Source organism: Streptomyces antioxidans, assembly GCF_000968685.2.
Classification (GTDB): Bacteria; Actinomycetota; Actinomycetes; order Streptomycetales; family Streptomycetaceae; genus Streptomyces; species Streptomyces antioxidans.
On record NZ_LAKD02000019.1, the window covers coordinates 54721 to 74701 of the forward strand.

The 19981-nt window shown below is 69.1% G+C and carries 12 protein-coding genes and 1 pseudogene; 4 read left to right on the top strand and 9 right to left on the bottom strand.

What is annotated here, in order from left to right:
• Nucleotides 1–58: 58 nt before the first annotated feature.
• Entirely contained in the window at nucleotides 59–847 is a 789-nt protein-coding gene (locus tag VT50_RS09510; protein ID WP_046089556.1) for a FadR/GntR family transcriptional regulator, read from the bottom strand.
• Between the two features lie 371 nt (nucleotides 848–1218).
• On the opposite strand from VT50_RS09510, the gene VT50_RS09515 reads away from it, so the two are divergent.
• From VT50_RS09515 to VT50_RS09530, 4 genes are all read left to right on the top strand, one after another.
• Nucleotides 1219–2469: a metallophosphoesterase gene (locus tag VT50_RS09515; protein WP_046089555.1), complete on the top strand. Its 1251-nt coding sequence runs from the start codon at nucleotides 1219–1221 to the stop codon at nucleotides 2467–2469.
• A 166-nt stretch (nucleotides 2470–2635) separates the two neighbouring features.
• Nucleotides 2636–3037, top strand: coding sequence for a hypothetical protein (locus VT50_RS09520; RefSeq protein ID WP_240529102.1), 402 nt, complete (start codon nucleotides 2636–2638; stop codon nucleotides 3035–3037).
• 181 nt (nucleotides 3038–3218) lie between these two features.
• Nucleotides 3219–4922 carry a class I adenylate-forming enzyme family protein gene (locus VT50_RS09525; protein WP_063893270.1) on the top strand — a complete coding sequence of 568 codons (1704 nt, stop codon included), beginning with the start codon at nucleotides 3219–3221 and terminating at the stop codon, nucleotides 4920–4922.
• A 112-nt stretch (nucleotides 4923–5034) separates the two neighbouring features.
• Nucleotides 5035–6915 carry an SMI1/KNR4 family protein gene (locus VT50_RS09530; RefSeq protein ID WP_046089553.1) on the top strand — a complete coding sequence of 627 codons (1881 nt, stop codon included), beginning with the start codon at nucleotides 5035–5037 and terminating at the stop codon, nucleotides 6913–6915.
• Here VT50_RS09530 and VT50_RS09535 read toward each other — a convergent pair.
• The 8 genes and pseudogenes from VT50_RS09535 to VT50_RS09570 form a co-directional block, all read right to left on the bottom strand.
• The gene (locus VT50_RS09535; protein ID WP_046089552.1) at nucleotides 6905–8371 is read right to left on the bottom strand and encodes a phytoene desaturase family protein; all 1467 of its coding nucleotides are present in this window, start codon (nucleotides 8369–8371) and stop codon (nucleotides 6905–6907) included. The two genes, VT50_RS09530 and VT50_RS09535, sit on opposite strands and share 11 nt — an antisense overlap.
• Before the next feature lie 17 nt (nucleotides 8372–8388).
• The gene (locus VT50_RS09540; protein ID WP_158083191.1) at nucleotides 8389–10296 is read right to left on the bottom strand and encodes an SgcJ/EcaC family oxidoreductase; all 1908 of its coding nucleotides are present in this window, start codon (nucleotides 10294–10296) and stop codon (nucleotides 8389–8391) included.
• Between the two features lie 111 nt (nucleotides 10297–10407).
• Nucleotides 10408–10638: an MbtH family protein gene (locus VT50_RS09545; protein ID WP_046089551.1), complete on the bottom strand. Its 231-nt coding sequence runs from the start codon at nucleotides 10636–10638 to the stop codon at nucleotides 10408–10410.
• A gap of 73 nt (nucleotides 10639–10711) precedes the next feature.
• Complete coding sequence (locus VT50_RS09550; protein WP_158083192.1) at nucleotides 10712–11548, bottom strand: helix-turn-helix transcriptional regulator; 837 nt, start codon at nucleotides 11546–11548, stop codon at nucleotides 10712–10714.
• A gap of 276 nt (nucleotides 11549–11824) precedes the next feature.
• Nucleotides 11825–12667: an SAM-dependent methyltransferase gene (locus VT50_RS09555; protein ID WP_078840939.1), complete on the bottom strand. Its 843-nt coding sequence runs from the start codon at nucleotides 12665–12667 to the stop codon at nucleotides 11825–11827.
• A gap of 102 nt (nucleotides 12668–12769) precedes the next feature.
• Nucleotides 12770–14425: an FAD-binding dehydrogenase gene (locus VT50_RS09560; protein ID WP_046089549.1), complete on the bottom strand. Its 1656-nt coding sequence runs from the start codon at nucleotides 14423–14425 to the stop codon at nucleotides 12770–12772.
• Nucleotides 14426–14607: 182 nt separating this feature from the next.
• Nucleotides 14608–15633 carry a MupA/Atu3671 family FMN-dependent luciferase-like monooxygenase gene (locus VT50_RS09565; RefSeq protein ID WP_046089596.1) on the bottom strand — a complete coding sequence of 342 codons (1026 nt, stop codon included), beginning with the start codon at nucleotides 15631–15633 and terminating at the stop codon, nucleotides 14608–14610.
• A 519-nt stretch (nucleotides 15634–16152) separates the two neighbouring features.
• A pseudogene (locus VT50_RS09570) lies at nucleotides 16153–19981 on the bottom strand (type I polyketide synthase); the annotation flags it as partial.

Consider the following 19981-nt stretch of genomic DNA (forward strand, 5'->3'; position numbering starts at 1 on the left):
TCGTGCAGGGACGTTAACAGGCCATGCGGGCACCGACCAGCCCTCGGACCGGGGGTCCTTATCCGGTCGGGTGCTCTGATTCGGCCAGCAGCAGCTCGATATGCCGCCGCGCCATGACATCCACCTGGAGGTCGAGATCGACGCCGTAGGTGCGCGTGCCGAGCAGGAGGTGCTCCCGCATGTGCGCGCAGGCCAGCGCCTCATCGCGGGCGACGATCGCCTCGAAGATCTCCGGATGGTGCGGCACTCCGGGTTCCTCGATGGAGGGGTCGGAGTTGGAGCGGAGCATCATCTCGAACATCATGCCGCTGATCGACGACAGCATGATCCGCAGCACCGGGTTGCCGCTGGCGACGGCGATCGCATCATGGAAGGCGACGTCCGCGCGCGCCTTGGTGACCACGTCGGTCGCCGACTCCATCGTGTCCTGCGCCGCACGCATCGCCGCGATGTCGCCTTCGGCCGCCCGCAGGGTCGCCAGCCGGACCGTCTCCACCTCCAGCGGCAGCCGCGCCTCGATGAGCTGGCGCACCGTGGGCCGGCCCGTACGGTAGAGGGCGTCGTATCCGCGGGCCTGTCCGGACGACTGGTCCCGCACGAAGGAACCGCGGCCCGGCGCCACCTCGATCAGCCGCTGCGCCTCCAGCCGCTGGAGAGCCTCCCGCACCACGTTCCGGCTGGAGCCGAAGGTCGCGGCGAGTTCGCGCTCCGACGGCAGCTTGGCACCGACAGCGATCGCTCCGGACCTGATGTCGTGCTCCAGCTCACGCGCGATGCGCTCGGTGAGAAGCCCGCTCCGGGCGCTGGTGTCGGCACGGCGCGACTGCGAGGACGGGGCAGACGGCATAGCCAGGAGGGTACAGCGTCCCCAGCAGGCGAGTCGCGCCCGCACCCACCGGGCGTCACACCCCGTGCCGAGCCCGGCACGGTCGCGAAGGGGAAGGTCCGGGGATTGGCACCCAGCCGGGCGTCCGGATACGTTGACCGCCATTGCGCCCGAGCCGGTGACGGCCACCGGTCCTGAGAGGAAGACTTATGAGCACGACGACGATCATCTCCGTCATCGCCATTGTGATCGTTGCGGTGATCGCATGGAAGACCTGGGGCGGCAAGGGGTGACGGCCCCGGTGGCCGGTGCCGGGGCTCTTCCGGGTCCCGCGACGACCGCGGCCGCCCCATGATCAAGGGGGAGCGTGACCGACAGCAGGGAGGGGAAGCGTGACCGACACCAGCGACACCCGGCCCGCCGACGGTGAAGCGCGAGCGCCGCGGCAGAGCCGGCTACACCGTCTGACGCGCTACATCCCCCTGATCGCCCCCGTCCTGCTGTGGGCCGTGCCCTGCTGGGTGCTCCTCTACGGCGGCCAGCACTGGCCGCTGCCCGTCACACTGGTCGGCACCGCCCTGTATGCCCTCGGCCTCATCGGTATGCCGCTCGCGCTGGTGCGCGGCCACGGCCGCCGCCAGCAGGACCGGGCGGCGATCGTCGGTGACACCCTGCTGGGCACCGGCTGGACCCTGTTCACCTGGTCCGTTCTGATCGGCGTCCTCGTGCGGCTCGCCCTGACGGTGGCCGACGCCGGCGGGAGTCAGGACCGGGCACGGATCGTCACCTGGGCCGTCCTCGGCGTAACCGCCGTACTGCTCGGCTGGGGACACGCCGAGGCCCGCCGCGTACCACGCGTGCGTCGACTCGACGTACAACTCCCGCGTCTGGGCGCCGGGTTGGACGGCCTCCGCGTCGCCCTCATCACCGACACCCACTACGGCCCGCTCGATCGCGTTCGCTGGTCGGCACGGGTATGCGAGACGGTGAACACTCTGGAAGCGGACCTGGTCTGCCACACCGGCGACATCGCGGACGGCACGGCGGAACGCCGCCGCGCCCAGGCCGTCCCACTCGGTACCGTGCGGGCCACCCGGGCCCGGGTGTACGTCACCGGCAACCACGAGTACTACAGCGAGGCCCAGGGCTGGGTCGACCTGATGGACGAGCTGGGCTGGGAGCCGCTGCGCAACCGCCATCTGCTGCTCGAACGGGGAGGCGACACCCTCGTGGTCGCGGGCGTGGACGACGTCACCGCCGAGTCCTCCGGCCTGGCGGGCCACCGCGCCCATCTCGCCGGAGCCCTGGACGGCGTCGACCCCGACCTGCCCGTCCTGCTCCTGGCACACCAGCCCAAGTTCATCGACCGGGCGGCAGCCGCCGGCATCGACCTCCAGCTCTCCGGCCACACCCACGGCGGCCAGATCTGGCCCTTCCACCACCTCGTCCGCATCGACCAGCCCGCCCTCGCCGGCCTCAGCCACCACGGCCCCCGCACCCTCCTCTACACCAGCCGCGGCACCGGCTTCTGGGGCCCGCCGTTCCGCGTCTTCGCCCCCAGCGAGATCACCCTGCTCGTGCTCCGCTCCCCGCACCCGCCCAAGGCGGACACCCGTCAGACGCCCGCTCGGCGCACGATCTGATCCGCGCGTTGGCAGCTCTTCCGGGATGGAGGCCGTGATGGGAATTCCGTTGGTGTGGGGCGCGACCGACGCGGAGGTTCGCGCCGGGTATCCGTGCGATGGAGTCCTCCCGGGTCCACGGAGTTCCTGGTACCGGGCGGTGACGGTACGAGCGGGGGTCTCATGCGTGTTCCGTTGGCTCTGCCAGTTGCGGGTCGCCCCCTACAGCTACGACCTCCTGGACAACATGGGCCGCCGGAGCCCACGGCGGCTGACCCCCGGGGCCGGGGAACTCGCCATCGGCCAGCGCGTCATGACGATCTTCGAGCTTGTCTCCTTCGAGACCGACCGGCACCTCACGCTGAAGCTGACCGACCCCCGCGGCCTGCGCCTGTTCGGCGGGTTCGCCGTCTCCTACACGGTCGCTGACACCGGCCGCGGCACCACCAGGCTGGTGGCCAAGTTGGCGGTCGGGGAACGTAACGGACTGCTGGGGAGGGCGCGCACCCCTCTGCTGGCCTGGGGGGATCTGCTCATGATGCGAAAGCAGTTGCTCACCCTGCGAGACTTGGCCGAGAGCCACGGATGACGGAACGGCCCGGCCGCCCGCCATGGTCCACGCGGCGCTCCCGGTAACGCCACTCCCGTCCGCAGGGCAGCGGGCCCCTTGACACCTTCTGCTTCCGCCCCCTTCAATCCCATACCGAGCGACCGCTCGGTATGTAGTGCCAGGGGCTGGCCTGGCGGTGGTGTGGTGGGAGGGCCGAGACATGACGGTGCCCGAGGTGCCCCCGTGGGGTGCACTGTTCCCGGCCGGTGTCGAAGCGGAGATGGCTGTGGGCCACCACTCCCTCGCGGATGCGTGGAAAGCCCGCGTGGTGAAGGCCCCGGACGCCCCGGCGCTGCGCTACTTCGACGGTGCCATGTCGGCGCGGGAGGCGGACTCGGCATCGGACGCGCTGGCGGCGGCGTTTGAGGCCCGCGGGACCAGGCGGGGCGACCGCGTCGGGGTCTACCTGCAGAACATCCCGCAGTACGCAATGGTGTTGCTGGCCCTGTGGAAGCTGGGTGCCACGGCGCTGGGGCTCAATCCGATGTACCGGCGGCACGAGCTGCGCCGTCTCATCGACGACGCCGGGGCGGTCGGGCTCGTATGCGCGGACGCCGACGTCCAGGAAACGCTCGGCACCCTCGGAGGAAGCACGGTCCGGTGGCTCATCAGTACGTCGGCGCTGGACTACCAGTCCCGCGATGACCCGCGGGTCTTCGCGACGACGGATCGCCCCGCACCGGCCCCGGACGGCGATCTGGTCGCGCTGATCCGGGAGTTCGCGGGCGCGCGGCCCACGCCCGTGGCACTGACCCACGACGATGTCGCGCTGCTGACCTACACCTCCGGCACGACCGGACCGCCGAAGGGTGCCATGAACACCCACGGCAACGTCCTCAACGTGGTGACGACCTACCGGGCGTGGACTGGCCTGGCCGACGGAGACGTCGTGCTTGCCCTCGCGCCGCTGTTCCACATCACCGGCTCCGTGGTCAACGCGGCCATCTCGCTGCTCACGAACACCACGCTCGTCCTCGCCGACCGGTTCCGTCCCGACGTCGTCCTGGACGCCTTCGCCGAGCACCGTGTCACCTTCACCATCGGCTCCATCACGGCGTACAACGCGCTCTGCGGGCTGCCCCGGGCCGAGCGCGAGCACTTCGCGTCGGTGAAGGCGCTGTACTCCGGTGGTGCTCCGATCCCGCCGGCGACCGTCGAGCGGTTCCAGAGCCGCTTCGGCGTCTACCTCCACAACGGATACGGGATGACGGAGACGACGTCCGCCGTCATCGCGGTGCCCCCGGGGCGGCGGGCACCGGTCCACCAGCCGAGCGGGACGCTGTCCATCGGGGTGCCCCTGCCGAACATCACGGCCCGCGTCGTGGACGTCCAGGGCCGTCCGGTGGCCAGCGGGGAGCAGGGCGAACTCGAACTGAGCGGGCCGCAGGTGGTGCCCGGGTACTGGGGAAATCCCGAGGCCACCGAGCACACCATGCCACGGGGCCGGCTGCGTACCGGTGACGGCGCCATCATCGACGAGCAGGGCTGGGTCTACCTCGTGGACCGGCTCAAGGACCAGATCAACGTGTCCGGCTACAAGGTATGGCCGCGCGAGGTCGAGGACGTGCTGTACGAACACCCGTCGGTGCACGAGGCCGCCGTCGTGGGGCACCCCGACGACTACCGGGGCGAAACAGTCGTCGCCTATGTCTCGCTCAAGTCGGGCAGAAGCGCCACGGCGGAGGAGCTGATCGCCTTCTCCCGCGAACGGCTGGCCGCCTACAAATGCCCCCGCCTGGTCCATCTCGTCGCCGACCTGCCCAAGACCCAGACCGGCAAGATCCGGCGCGCCGAACTCCGCCAAACCCCTCCCACCGGGTCCAACCCTTCGGCGACCGGGCCCACCCCCTCGGCGAAGGACTGACCCGTTCTGCACCCGGCGAAGGGCCTGGTCGCCACCGGCCCGCTGCCACTGACGCACACACCGTGCAGCAGGCGGCGAAGTCCTGTCAGTGGCAGGTGGCAGCATCGGGAGCATGACGGATACCACGGCATTCGACTGGCGCTCGTTCCTGCTCAGGTGGAGCGGGGAATGGGCGGATTCCCTGTCGGACGACGAGACGCGGAGCGAGGACGACGAGGCCGCCCGGCAGGCGCGGTGGCTGGGGTTCCCGCCCGCGTCCGAGGAGCGGATCGCGGCCATGGAAGCGCGCCTCGGCCGCCGGATGCCCCCGTCGTACCGGGAGTTCCTGAAGGTCAGTGATGGGTGGCGGCATGCGGGCGGGTTCGTGTGGCTGCTGGCGGGGACCGAGGACGCGCACTGGCACAACAACGAGTCGGGCCTCGCGGGCCTGGATGAGGACGAGCTGGACGAGGTGCGGAGGGAGGCGGGCATCTGGCGGCGCGGGCTGCAGCTCGATGTGGAGTCCGACGTCACCCACGTCCTGCTGGATCCCGAGGACGTGGACGAGGACGGTGAGTGGGCCGTGTACACGTGGGCGAGCTGGCGGGCCGCGCCACCCGAGTGGCAGGCGAACTTCCTTGCGTTCATGCGGGACATGTACCGGGAGTTCCACAGCCTGCGTGCGCACCAGAGCGAGGAGGAGGAGCCGGTTTTCGCCAACGACACGACGCGGGAGCTGGACGCCCAGGTGGAGGAGGCCCGGCTGGAGGCGCTGCGCGGCGGATGGGAACGAGCCGCGGCGGCGCTGGACGAGGCCAATGCGTACGGCAGGCCTCGGGCCGTGGGGCTGGGCGACCAGATACGCCGCCTGCTCGGACGGACCGGCATAGACTTCGACGCCCTGGTGACGGACCGGCAGTACGCTCCCGAGCTGCTGCCACCGCTGGTCGCCGAGCACGCGGCGCACTCGTACCCGGACGACTCCACGCTGACGTTCCCTCTGCGGGGTGCCGACGACGACCTGGTGTCGCTGGCCCACGCCACGCTGGAGCAGGTGCGGAACGGCACGTACCGGTACACCGCGGCCGGACCGTTCGGGGAAGCGGTCGAGCGGGCGCGGGAGCTGGCGCGGTGGGGAGACACCGACGGGGCATGGCGGACACTGATCAGCGCTCTGCCCCTGTGGGAGCCGCTGGGTCCTGACCACCTGGCGCCGCTGGGGTGGGTGGCGGACCCCGTACTCGGGCCGCTGCTGACTCCGGAGCGGGGCCGCGAGCTGCTGTCCACTCCAAGGGGCGGACAGACCGGCGAGGCACCGGGCCCGGCGGCCGGGCTCGACCCGAGCGGCCTGGCGTGGCTCGCGGAGCCGGAGCCGGGCGGCAACCGCACGTCCTACCGGTTCGTCCTGGTGGAAGGCGTGGAGCCGGAGGAGTTGCCCGACCGTCTCACGGACGGGTCCGGCACCGTGCTGACCGAACCCATGACCTTCTGGGAGGCGCGTGACAGGTCGCGGCATGGCCAGCGGGTGTTCTCGTCCTACGACGACAGGGCTCTCATGGCGGTCGGCCGGGCGGGCCGCGGCTGGAGCTTCGCCTTCGACGGCGACGACCCCGCTTCGTTCGACCTGCGGCGGTTCGTCTCCCCGGCCGCGGCGTCCAGTGCGGGCACGCGCGCGGTGGTGGTGTGGAGCGGCCTGAGGACACGGCACGGGGAGCCGTTCTTCCACCTTTCGGTGGCGCGAGACGGTGTCGAGGAGTTCGCGTTCACGTACGCCGATGGCGAGGTCCGGTCACGCGGGGAGATACCGCAGGCGCTGGACCCGAGCGGGTTCTTCGGTGGCCTGGAGGACAGCGCCGAGGTGGAACGGTCGCTGCTGGAGGCGCTGACCGGCGAGTTCGGTGCCCATCTGCCGCGTCACGCCATCGTGAACGGTCGGCTGCACACGTTCGCCACCCGCTCGTGGACGCGGCCGCCGAGGAATGGCGAGACCTACACGGTGGTCGTCATGGACTGACCGCGGGAGCTTCGCTCATCTCCGGGCGCCCCAGTGCGCGCAGCGCGGAACGGGCCGCGTTGTGGCCACTCATGCCGTGGGCACCGGCGCCCGGTGGAGTGGCCGCCGAGCAGAGGAAGACTCCCGGCACGCCCGTGCGGTACGGATCGGGGACCATCCGGGGACGCGTCACCAGCTGGAGCGGGGTGTTGGCGCCGGAGATGATGTCTCCCCCGACGTAGTTGGCGTTGTACCGCTCCAGTTCCGCGGTGGACATGGCCGTCAGGGAGACGATCCGTTCCCGTGTTCCGGGTGCGAAGCGCTCGAACTGCCGCAGCATGGCCGAGGTGGCGTCCCCGGCGTAGCCGTGCGGCACATGCGCGTAGGCGGAGACGGGGTGGATGCCACCAGACGAGCGGCCGGGGTCGGCCAGATACTGCTGCGAGACCAGCATGAAGGGCCGCTGGGGCATCCGGCCCCGGTGCACCTCACGCTCGGCATGGGCGATCTCCTCGAAGGTCCCGCCCAGGTGTACGGTGCCCGCCCGGCGGCAGTACTCGGCGCGCCACGGGATGCCGCCCTCGACGGCGAGGTCCAGTTTGCACGCCCCGGGACCATGGCGGAAACGGGCGTAGGCCCGCCGGACCCGTGCGGGCAGCCGATCGCCGATCACCTCTGCCGCGGCGGCCGGAACCAGGTCGAGCATGACGGCGTCGGACGGGGGCAGCTCCTCGAGGGAGCGGACCCGCACACCGGTCTCGATGCGCCCGCCCGCCTCGATGAGCAGCGCGGCCAGCGCGTCGGTGATGGCGCGCGAGCCGCCCTTGGCCGCCGGCCAGCCGAACCGGTGCCCCATCGCGATGATCATGAGCCCGATGGCGGCCCCGACCGGCTGCGTCAGCGGGCCGAACAGGTGTGCCGCCACCCCGCCGAAGACACCGCGCGCCTCATCGGTGCGGAACCGCTTGGCCACCAGCGCCGCGGGCTGAAGGGCATGGAGGCCGAAGCGGGCGAGCCGAAGCGGATGGCGGGGCACCCGTGCCAGGGGGCGCATGACCGCCTCGGCGAACACCTCCGCGTCCGCCGCCAGGGGCCCGAACAGCCGCCGCCAGGCGTGGCCGTCCGCGCCGAACCCGTCCGCCGTCCTCCCGACCGACCGGTACAGCGCGCCCGCGCCACCGGAGTCCAGCGGATGCGCGAGATCCACCTCGGGCCACAGCCACTCCAGTCCGTACGGCTTGAGGTCCAGCGAGCGCAGGAACGGTGAACCGGCGCCCACCACGTGCGCCGAGGAGCAGTGGTCGAACACCACGCCGGGCACGCCGAGTTCACCGCTGCGGGTGCCACCGCCGATGGTGTCCGACGCTTCGAGCACGGTGACCCGGAAGCCGCCGAGGGCCAGGGTGACGGCGGCGGCCAGCCCGTTCGGGCCAGCCCCCACCACGATGGCTTCGCCACTTCCCGTACGAGGCCTCATGGGCCCAGTCTGCCCGCTCACACGGGCATGTCCTCCTTGACGGGGCTGTTGTGGTACGCGGCGACGCGCCACTCGGCGTCCTGTTTGACCAGCGCCCAGGTGGAACGGATGGCGTTCTCCGCGGTCACCTCCGTCTCCCCGGCCGCCAGCACGGCCCCGCGGACGACGGCCACCGCCGCGCTGTCGCCCAGGAGCCGCACATCCACGACGTCACCGACCGCCCTGCTGCCCTTGTACGGGCCCTGGAACGCTTCCCCCATACGGGTTGCGATCTCTTCCCGGCCCTTGCGCAGATACCCGAAAGCGATCATCGTCGCGTCGGCGGTGAACACATCGGCCAGTGCCCGCGCGTCCTGCTCCGACCAGGCCGCGACCAGCCGCTCCAACACGGCGACCACGGCCTTCTTCTCGGTCTCGCTCTCCAGCATCGGGGTCCTTCCCTCGTGCGTCTCGTCCGTGTACGTCGGGTCCGTCGTGGGCGCGGGCGCCGCGGACCCGCCCTCCGCGGCCGTGGACGGCCGCGGGGGGCAGACCGTCGGCGCGGGGAGTCCGGTGTGTTCGGGGGGAAGGTCGTACTGCGCGGGGTGGCGAGGGCCCCGCAGCAGCGCCCTGAGCGTGCGGGCGTTGAACACCTCCCGGGGCGGGGTGGTGAGGGTGAGCGCCTTGAACAGGGCCTGGGATGCGACCGGATCGCAGGCGGCGGTGATGCGCAGCCGGTCCGAGCAGCGCTGCAGCAGCTTCCGCCGCGCGGATGGCGCGGGCCCCTCCGTCCCCGGATAGCGAAGGTCCTCGTTGGACGCCATCGCCCACGCGATGTCGGTGGCGCGGATGATCGCTTCCTGGGCCCGGCCGTAGCCCTCCTCGTCGAGCGGGCCCCGTGCGAACTCTTCGCGCAGCGCGACCGCGCTCAGCGCCGCCGCGGTCACACCCTGGCCGTACAGCGGGTTGAAGGTGGTGGCCGCGTCGCCGAACACCAGGAAGCCGGTGGGGCGGGTCCGCAGTTTGTCGTAGTGGCGGCGGTGATTGGCGGTGCTCTGAAAGCCGGAAATCCGGCTCACGGGCGTGCTCTGCGAGATGAGTTCGCCTATGAGCGGGTGGCGCAGGGCCTGGGCGTAGCGGAGGAAGCCTTCCTCGTCCAGGGGAGGGTGGACGCCCTTGGTGCCCGCCAGGGTCACCATCCACGTCCCGTCCTCGATGAACATCAGACCCCCGACCCGGGCCGGGCCACCGCTCCGCGGGTCGCTCTGCAGGGCGATCAGGGGGAACCTGCGCCCGGTGGCCTCGTCCGGAGGGCGGATGACACGGCTCGCGTAGGCCAGCCCCGCGTCGACCACCGTGGTGGGCACTTCGGGCAGGCCCAGTTCGGTGAGCCACTGCGGCGCCTTGGAACCGCGGCCGGTGGCGTCGATGACCAGGTCCGCGTCGACGTTCTCGCGCTCCCCGGTGCCGCGGTGGCGGATCTGGGCCCCGGACACCCGCCGCGCGTCGCCGATCAGCCCGGTGGCCTCGGCGCCCTCGAGGATCCGGACGTGCGCATGGCCCAGCAGGGCACGGCGCACGATGTGCTCGGCCAGAGGTCTGCTGACTCCGAGCGTGAAGTGTTCGCCCGGATACTGGCGCATCCAGCCGTGCGGGCCGTAGAACAGCGCATGCGTCGGCATGTATATCCGGTGGGCACCGGCGGCGAAGAGGCTCTCCTGGGTGCCCGGGAGCAGCGTGTCGATGGTCTGGACACCGCTGGACTGGAGACCGTGGAGGTGACGGCCCTGAGGTACGCCCTTGCGCACCTCGGGCCCGTCGGGCAGCCGGTCCCGTTCCACGAGGGTGATGGTGTCCACGTACTCGATGAGGGCGGCCGCGGCGAGCAGTCCGGCCATGCCGCCACCGAGTACGAGTGCGCTGCCGAGCCTGCGCGAACCTTTCACACCATCACTTCCCTTTTCCTGGTTGATACCGGGCCGCTGCTCTTTCTCAGCGGCGCTCGTGTTGTCCGGGCCGCTCGTGTTGTCCCGGCCCCTCATGGGGGCACAGTGGGGTCAACTCCGGCTCTCCTCCGCCCGGTTCATCGCCTCGATCAGGCTCTTGGGCCGCATGTCGGTCCAGTTGGCCTCGATGTAGTCCAGGCAGGTCTTGCGATCGCTCTCCTGGACCACGACCTCCCAACCGGCCGGGACCTCAGCGAAGGCGGGCCACAGCGAGTACTGACCCTCGTCATTGACCAGAACCAGGAAGGTGCCGTCGGGGTTGTCGAACGGATTGGTCGTCATCGTCTGACTCCTCGGGACGGGGCGGACTCCACGAGCCGCTCGGTTGCTTGTCTTCGGGCCGGGCGGGTGGCTCTCACAGCCAGCCGCAGCGGACCGCCTGCACACCCGCCTCGAAGCGGCTGTGGGCGCCCAGGCGCGCCATGAGATCGGCCACCGCGCGGCGTACGGTGCGCAGCGAGATGCCCAGCTTGCGGCACATCGACTCATCGGTGAACCCACTGGCGAGAAGGCGCAGCAGATCGCGCTCCCGGGGCGATAGCCCCTCCCGGTCCCGCTGCGCGGGCTCGTCCCAGGGAGTGGCCGTGACCCAGAAGTGTTCGAAGATCGTCCGCAGTGCCGCCACCTCCTCGTACCCGTTCAGTTCGAGTGCGCCGCGGGAGGCGTCCTCGGGATCCGTCGGTACCAGTGCGATGTGCTCGTCCACCAGCGCCATGGGGGTGGGGAGGACCGGGACGGTACGGATCCGCCCGCCGAGCGAGGTGAGCCACCGGGCGGCCCCCAGCTCGGTGGAATCGCCGCGGAAGCTGTCCTGATGAACGGCCCGGATCGAAATTCCGCGCTCCGTCACCACCCGCTCCCATTGGTTTCCCTGCTCCACGGAATTCGGAAGCTGGACATAGGAAGAGGAGAAGATACGGCACTCCTTGGCCGCCCTTCCGCACAACTCACGCAGCCGCGTATGCACCGCATCGGCCCCGTCGAACCGGCGAACGGCGCCGACGGATTCCTTCCCGGCCTCGTAATTCCGGGTCACCGAAGAGACCATGGATCGGGCCTTCGTCATCTGCCACCGGCGCGCCGTGAGGTCGTCCCCGGATCCCAGCTCCTCGTGCAGACCCTCGTGGATGCCCTCGCACAAGCCCTCGCAAAGAGCGGAGTCGTCACTGGTCAGAGTGGATCGCCCGGCCACCAGCGGGTGTTCGGCCAGCTCCGCGTGGACCGCACGGACCTCGGCCTCGGAAAGGTCCAGTCGTCGCGCGATCTCACCGATATCAAGTGAAGGTTGGACAAGCGAAAGCCGATACACGGCAACCGCACACCATTCAAGTCCGCGTTCCTTGAGCATTCAACCCCCAGAAGATCACCAAGTCAATTCGATTATCACGTCGGACTCCTGGCGCCGCAACGAATGACAACCGGGATGAGTGGGCGATACCGGCTGCGGACCGCGAGTAGACCGCCGGCCCTACGGACGTTCCCCGGCGATCAGCACATAACCGGGAAGCCCTCCGCCGGGCCGCACTGCCACGCCCTCCTCGGGCCCGATCAGCTGATTGACGAGCCCCTCGCCGACCGCCCGGACCAGTGCCTCACGATGCGGCGCGAGCAGCTCCTTGAGCTTGGTCTGAATGGGCACCGGCACGATCGTGTGATCCGACACGTCGTCGATCTCCAGCAGCCGAAGGCCCGCCCGGTCGAACAGCTCCTGGTAGTCGTCGAGGTCGACCGCCGTGACGATCTCGCTTCCCTCGAGCGGCCAGTCATGCCCGGGGCGGTGGAACATATCGGCGACGGCCAGCCGGGACCCCGGCTTGAGCACCCGCGCCACCTCTTTCAGCGCGCGCTCCTTCTCCGGCATGTGGATGAGCGATTCGAAGAGCCATGCCGCGTCGAACGAGGCGTCAGGGTACGGCAGTTGCATGGCGTTGGCGTACTCGAAGCGCACCCGGTCGGCCAGTCCGGCCTCGCTCGCCCGCGCGGTGGCCTGCTCCACCTGGCGGCGACTGACCGAGATGCCCTGCACCTCGACGTCGCAGTCGCGGGCCAGGCTCATCGCGGGCTGGCCCACTCCGCAGCCCACATCGAGGATCCGCTGTCCGGGCCGGGGGGCCAGCCGCTTGAGCATCTGCCGTGTCAGCTGCTCGGTGGCGGTCGCCAGGTCGGCCTCGTCGTGCTCGTCGTTCCAGTACCCGAGGTGCAGATTGCTTCCCACGGGCAGGTCGTTGTCGCTCAGCACGGCGTGCAGCGCGCTGAACTCATCGTAGCGATCCCCTACTTGAGCGATATTGCTCTGTGCCGCCGTTGACATCCGAACTGCCTCTCCGATGCGTCAAGTGATGCGCTGATCACGCCGTTTGTCCGGCGCGCTGTGTTGCCCTGTGCGCCGCTCCCCGGCGCCGCGTTCCTGCGTTCAGTCCACGGCCCGCGCCGCGGCACGACCCGCCGCCAAGCCGGACAGCAGGCATCCGCCGAGGAACGTCCCTTCCAGCGAGCGGTAGCCGTGCACTCCGCCACCGCCGAATCCGGCCACCTCACCCGCCGCGTAGACACCCGGAAGGGGCTCGCCAGTACCGGTCAGCACCCGGCTGGAGAGGTCGGTCTCCAGACCACCGAGTGACTTGCGGGTAATGATGTTCAGCCGCACCGCGATGAGCGGACCGGCCTTGGGATCCAGCAACCTGTGCAGCGGGGCCACCTTCCCCAGCTTGTCGCCGAGGTAGTTTCCCGCCGCCCGGATCGCGTTGATCTGAAGGTCCTTGGAGAACTTGTTGACCGTCTCGCGATCACGGGCGACGATCTCGCGGCGGAGCTCGGCCTCGTCGATCAGCGGCTCGTCGGTCAGCGCGTTCATCCCGCGCACCAGCGAGGCCAGATCCCGCTCCACCACGAAGTCCACACCGTGCTGCTGGAACGCCTCCACGGGGCCGGGTGGGCCGGGGCGGAGCCTGCCGAGCACACCCCGGATGCTCTTCCCCGTGAGGTCGGGGTTCTGCTCCGATCCCGAGAGGGCGAACTCCTTCTCGATGATCTTCTGGGTCAGTACGAACCAGGAGTAGTCATAGCCCGTGCTCATGATGTGCTGGAGCGTGCCCAAGGTGTCGTACCCGGGGAAGAGCGGCACCGGCAGCCGCTTCCCCGTGGCATCCAGCCAGAGGGACGAGGGGCCCGGCAGAATGCGGATACCGTGGCGGGGCCAGATGGGATCCCAGTTCTGGACCCCCTCGTTGTAGTGCCACATCCGGTCGCCGTTGATGGCCCGTCCCCCGGCCTTCTCCGTCACCTCGAGCATGTGCCCGTCGACGTAGGCGGGAACACCGGCGATCATCCGCCGCGGGGGGTTGCCCAACCGCTCAGGCCAGTTCCTGCGGACGAGATCGTCGTTGCCGCCGATGCCACCGGAGGTGACGATGACCGCCTGGGCACGGAGCTCGAAGGCGCCCACCACCTCACGTGAGCTGGCCGCCCCCCGCTGCACCTCGTCGGGCGCCAGCAGATCACCGGACACCGTGTCCACGGACCCCGCGGTGCGCGACAGCGCGGTGACCCGGTGGCGGTACCGCAACTCGACCAGGCCCCGGTCCCGGGCGGCCAGGACCCTGCGGACGAAGGGCTCCAGCAGACCCGGCCCGGTGCCCCAGCTGATGTGGAACCGGGGTACCGAATTGCCGTGCCCGGACGCCGCGTAGCCACCTCGTTCGGTCCAGCTGACGAGCGGGAAGAAACGCACTCCCTGCTCCCTGAGCCAGGCCCGCTGCTCCCCGGCCGCGAAGTCCACGTACGCCTCCGCCCAGCGACGTGGCCAGTGGTCCTCCGGCCGGTCGAACGCGGCGCTCCCGAGCCAGTCCTGCAGCGCCAGCTCATGGCTGTCCCGGATGCCCATGCGGCGCTGCTCCGGCGAGTCCACGAGGAAGAGGCCGCCGAAGGACCAGAACGCCTGACCGCCCAGCGAGTTCGCGCCCTCCTGGTCGAGCACGATGACCCTCCGGCCCGCGTCGGCCAGTTCGGCCGCGGCGACCAAACCGGCCAGCCCCGCACCGACCACGATGACGTCGGCGTCGTATGACATATCTTCCTTCACCTCGGATGGGTGTCGCCGCTGGGCGGCAGAGGGGTGGACTGGGCGGGGCGGCGGTGGGGTGGACTGGCAGCGGCATGGCGGAGGGACGGGGAGTGGCATGGCGGGCGGATGGGGTGTCCAGTGGCCACGGACAGGCGTCCGGTCGGCTGCGGACGGGGCGTCCAGTTGGCTTACGTCCCCGTCTGGACACGACTCCTGACCTGGTCGAGGTAGGGCAGGGCCGCGCGAATCTCATCGCCGGTCACACCGAAGTCCACGAGGCAGGCGACTTCATTCACGCCGGCCTCGGCCAGCTTTTCCACGGAACGCACGCACTTGTCGACGGAGCCGAACAGCGATGCGGTGCGGAAGTAGCGTTCGAAGGCGAAGTTGACCACCTGCTCCTGGTCCACGCCCTTCAGATCGCTCCACTGATTGCGCCAGAGGTCGAAGGAGGACTTCAGATAGGCCTTGAAGGGCTCCTTCACGATGTCACGTACCTGCTTGTCGCTCTCACCGGCGAAGGTATGCATCATCAGGGTGACCGTGCCGCCCGCCGGATCGAGTCCGTTCTTGGCGCGGGCCGCCCGATACACCTCGATGTTAGCCGCCACTTCCTCCACCTTCTGGAAGAGCAGAGCGGTGAGGATGTTCAGGCCACGCGCACCGGCCTCTTCGAACGTGGCCCGGCTGCTGGAACATGTCATCCAGAGGCCAGGTTCCGGCTGCATCGGGCGAGGGTAGCTGAGGACCTCGACGCTGTCGCCCTCCCCGTTGACCCGTTTCACCGGCTCCCCGCGCCACAGACCGCGGATCTCCTCGATCCCGTCCATCGTCATCTTCCGGCGCTCCTGGTAACGCTCCGGCGCCAGGACGAAATCGTTGGGCGCCCAGCCCGTACCGAAGGCCAGATCGACACGGCCGCGGGAGAGGTTGTCCACCAGTGACCAGTTCTCCACGACTTCCAGCGGATCGTGGAGGGGAACGACCACACTTCCCGCGCGCAGCCGTATGTTGCGCGTCACGGTGGCGAGGGCCGCGGCCGTCAACGCCGGATTCGGATACGCGCCGCCGAATCGATGAAAATGCCGCTCAGGCATCCAGAGGGCCCTGAAGCCGTGCTCATCGACAAACCGCGCCGTATCCAGCAGTAGATCATATTCCGCAGACGCATCCGTCACCTCGCGGTTCGCAAAGTACAAGACGCTGAATTCCATCGACACCACTTCCCCGTTGAATCCGTCGTATGTGACTCGGCGTCCACGCTGCCGACTCTAACCATGAGCAGGCGGCTCGGACAAGGGTTCACCGGACACCGGATAATTCTCTTTCGGCTTACTTTCGACTTACTTTCGGCTTACTTCCGACGCTCTGTCGACACACTACCGACGCACTGTCAACAGGCAATGGACTTCTGCTTTTCCGCAGCTCAAGGATGGCCTTCCTGTTACGTTGACCCCGGCGACTGGCCCGTGAATTCTAGCTCACGCATTCGCCGAGGTTACTGTCATTGGGCCGGGGTCGCGGCCACTTATGGCCACGATTGGCCACTCGTGGCCACGGAGGCCCCGCGTAGGTCAACTGAGTAGGTCAACTGAGTGGTCGATGCCTTCGCTTGCACTCATCTCGGCTTCTTCACGGCGAGACACCTGGGCAGGTTTTTAGTCCTTGCCCTGGCCTTGGCCCTAGTCCTGGACCTGGGCCTAGTCCTGGACCTGGGCCTAGTTCTGGACCTAGTCCTGTTTCGCGAATTGATTGAGCACGTCCTCCAGTCGGCCAAGCGCCAGGGACCGGTCCTCATCGACCAGTGACGCCAGGGAAAGCGTTTCCCGGAGCTTTTCGATCTCCGCCAGTACGGCGTGGGTTCCGGCGGTGTTCGGGTTTGCGACGCCGGGGGTGTTGGGAGAGCTAGGAGAACTGGGGGAGCTGGGCAGGTTGGGAGAGCCAGGAGACGTGGCCGCGAGGCTATTCAGCTCGTCCGCGAGATGAACCGCGAGATCGGCCGGGGTTGGATGGTCAAAGACCATTGTCGTGGACAGCCGCAGCCCCGTGGCGCCGCCAAGCTGGTTCCGCAGCTCGACGGCGGTCAGGGAATCCAACCCCATTTCGAGGAATTCGCCTTCGAGGTCGATGTCTCCGGAGTCCCTGTGCCCCAGAACGGTCGCGGTCGAGACGCGGACGAGATCCAGCAGAAGTCCCTCACGCTCCTCCGGGCTCGCTCCCAGAAGCCGGTCCCGCCATTGCTTCGCGCCGCTCTGCCCGGTCGCGGCCTTACGGAGAGGTGTACGTATCAGGTTCCGCAGCATTGACGGGACCGGCACTTCCGGATGGGCTTGGTGGGACGCCAGGTCCATGCGCACCGGCATCACATGGGGACGTCCCACGCTTTGAGCGGTGTCGAAGAGGGCGAGACCTTCTTCGGTCGTGAGTCCGGTAGTACCGCCCCGGGCCATGCGGGCGATATCGGTCTGGCTCAGGTTCTGGGTGATTCCGCTGGCCTGTGCCCACAGGCCCCAGGCGAGGCAGAGTGCGGGCAGGCCGTGGGCGTGGCGGTGCTGGGCCAGGGCATCGAGGAAGGCGTTGGCCGCCGCGTAACTCCCCTGCCCACCAGCCCCCAGAGTGGCCGCGACGGAGGAGTACAGCACGAACGCCTCCAGACCCATATCCGCAGTCAGCTCATGCAAATGCCACGCCGCATCCACCTTCGGCGCCAACACCCGCCAAACACGCTCATCACTCAGCCCTTCGACCACACCGTCATCCACCACCCCCGCGGTATGCACCACACCCCTGAGCGGCACCTCCGCCGGAACACCAGCCAACAACTCACGCACCGCATCACGATCAGCCACATCACACGCGACGACGGTGACCGACGCCCCGGCCACCTCCAACTCAGCCACCAACTCCGCAGCCCCCGGCGCATCCGGACCCCTACGACTGGCCAGCAGCAGATGCTCCACCCCATGCTCAGCCACCAGATGCCGGGCCACCACACCCGCCAACACACCCGACGCCCCCGTCACCAACACCGTCCCACCCGAGACCAACGGCGCAGACGCTTGGGAGGGCGCGGACTTCGTCACGCGAGACAAGCGCGGAACCAGGACCGTGCCACCCCGGACCGCCAACTGAGACTCCTCACCCGCGACCAACACCCGCACCGCCGCGTCCGCCGCAGCCGGGCTGATCTCACTGCCGCACTCCAGGTCGTGGTCGGGGTCGTGGTCCAGGAGGAGGAACCGGCCGGGATTCTCAGTCTGCACCGACCGCAACAACCCCCACACCGGAGCCTGCACCAGACCCGCCACATCCTCATCTGCCTCAGTGGCGACCGCACCACAAGTGACCACCACCAGACGAGACCCGAACAGTCGCTCCTCACCCAGCCACCGCTGCACCACAGACAGCACAGTGGCCAACGACTCCCGCACCCCGGCAGCCACGTCCTCACCACCGCTCGTCGGACAGGACAACACCACCGTCTCCGGCACCGCCTCGCCCTCATCCAACGCGCCAATCAACGCAGACACATCCGCGTACCGGACACACGATCCGCCCTCGCGGACCACCGCCTCACCCAGCCCAACATCCGGCCCCACGAGCGCCCACGAACCCCCGGCAACCGATGCCCGGGGAGACTCCAGCGGCTGCCAGTCCAGCTGGAACAGCGAGTCATAACGGCTGGTCCGGGCCGCCTGCAACTGCTCAGCCGAAACAGGCCGCAAAGCCAGAGACTCGATGGATACCACCGGCTGACCATCCGCGTCCGCCACTTCCAGCGCCACCGCATCCGACCCCGCACGAGTCAACCGCACCCGCACCACCGACGCACCCGAGGCATGCAACCGCACCCCCGACCACGCAAACGGAATACGCGCCGCCTCCTCGTCACCGCCCTCATCCTCGTCCGAAGCGATCAACGCCATCGCATGCACGGCCGCATCCAGCAACGCCGGATGCACCCCGAACCGCTCCGCCTCACCCACCCGCTCCCGCGGAAGACGAACCTGAGCGAACACCTCCTCACCACGCCGCCACACCGCCTCCAACCCCCGAAAAGCCGGACCATAATCAAACCCACGCCCAGAGAAACGCTCATAGAACGCATCCAGATCAGCCACCACAGGCTCCGCACCCACCGGCGGCCACTGCTCCAACACCACCCCACCACCAACAGCCGACTCCCCCGCCACCAACGAACCCGTGGCATGACGAACCCACACGGCACCACCGGCGGACTCTTGATCCTCCGGACGTGAGTACACGGCGACCGGTCGGAAACCCGACTCATCCGGCTCCTCCACCACTACCTGAAGCTGGACGCCACCCTCCTCCGTCAGGATCAGCGGTGCCTCCAGCGCGAGCTCATCCAGCCGACCGCAACCGACCCGGTCCGCCGCACGCACCACCATCTCGACGAGGACGGTTCCGGGTACCAACACGGTCTTGAGCACCTGGTGGTCGACGAGCCACGGATGCGTACGCAGGGACACACGGCCTGCGAACACCCGCCCTCCCTCAGCAAGGGGAACGGCCGCTCCGAGCAGTGGGTGTTCGACGGTTTCAAGGCCGAGGTCGGTCACGTCGGCTGTGTGGTGCGGTGCGTCGAGCCAGTAGCGTTGCCGTTGGAAGGCGTAAGTGGGCAGGCCCGGGTGGGCCCCCGGGGCGTTGCTGTCGCTCTCGCCGAGTACGGGGGTCCAGTCGATGGACGCGCCGGTGGTGAACTGCCGTGCCAGGCAGGTCAGTACGGCCTGTACCTCGGGCTGGTCCCGGCGCAGGGAAGCGATGACCTCCGGCTCAGCACCAGAGCCGTCCTCACTATCGGCATCGATGTGATGGGCCAGGCAGTTGTGGGCCATGGCGGCCAGAACGCCGTCAGGCCCCAGCTCCACAAACCGGGTCACCTGACCCTCCCCAGCCAGCCACTCCACACCCGGCCCGAACAACACCGCCTGCCGAACATGACGCACCCAATACTCCGGCGAACACACCTCCCCCACCTCAACCGGCCGGCCCGTCACATTCGAAACCACCGCCATATCCGGAGCAGCAAACGACAACCCCTCCAACACCCGCCGGAAACCATCCAGCATCGGCTCCATCAACGCCGAGTGGAACCCATACCCCACCCGCAAACCCTTCACCTTCCGACCCACACCACGCCAATACTCAACCACCTCAGCCACCGCAGCCTCCTCACCGGACACCACCACCTGATCCGGCCCATTAACCGCCGCAACCTCCACCACACCACACAACCCCGACTCAGCCCGCAAACCCTCAAGAACCCGACCCATCTCCAATGCCGAAACCTCAACCGAAGCCATCGCACCACCAGCAGGCAACTCCTCCATCAACCGCCCACGAGCAGCCACAAGCGTGCAGGCATCCTCCAACGACCACACCCCCGCCACATACGCCGCCACCACCTCACCAATGGAATGCCCCACCACAAAATCCGTCCGCACCCCAAAAGACTCCACCAACCGGAACAGCGCCACCTCCAACGCAAACAACCCCGCCTGCGTAAACACCGTCCGATCCAACAACCCACCACCACCA

What these genes read in the sequence shown, in the direction of transcription:
- VT50_RS09510 (WP_046089556.1), bottom strand. Translation starts at nt 847, where the DNA reads ATGCCGTCTGCCCCGTCCTCGCAGTCGCGCCGTGCCGACACCAGCGCC.
- VT50_RS09525 (WP_063893270.1), top strand. Translation starts at nt 3,219, where the DNA reads ATGACGGTGCCCGAGGTGCCCCCGTGGGGTGCACTGTTCCCGGCCGGT.
- VT50_RS09530 (WP_046089553.1), top strand. Translation starts at nt 5,035, where the DNA reads ATGACGGATACCACGGCATTCGACTGGCGCTCGTTCCTGCTCAGGTGG.
- VT50_RS09535 (WP_046089552.1), bottom strand. Translation starts at nt 8,371, where the DNA reads ATGAGGCCTCGTACGGGAAGTGGCGAAGCCATCGTGGTGGGGGCTGGC.
- VT50_RS09545 (WP_046089551.1), bottom strand. Translation starts at nt 10,638, where the DNA reads ATGACGACCAATCCGTTCGACAACCCCGACGGCACCTTCCTGGTTCTG.
- VT50_RS09555 (WP_078840939.1), bottom strand. Translation starts at nt 12,667, where the DNA reads ATGTCAACGGCGGCACAGAGCAATATCGCTCAAGTAGGGGATCGCTAC.
- VT50_RS09560 (WP_046089549.1), bottom strand. Translation starts at nt 14,425, where the DNA reads ATGTCATACGACGCCGACGTCATCGTGGTCGGTGCGGGGCTGGCCGGT.
- VT50_RS09565 (WP_046089596.1), bottom strand. Translation starts at nt 15,633, where the DNA reads ATGGAATTCAGCGTCTTGTACTTTGCGAACCGCGAGGTGACGGATGCG.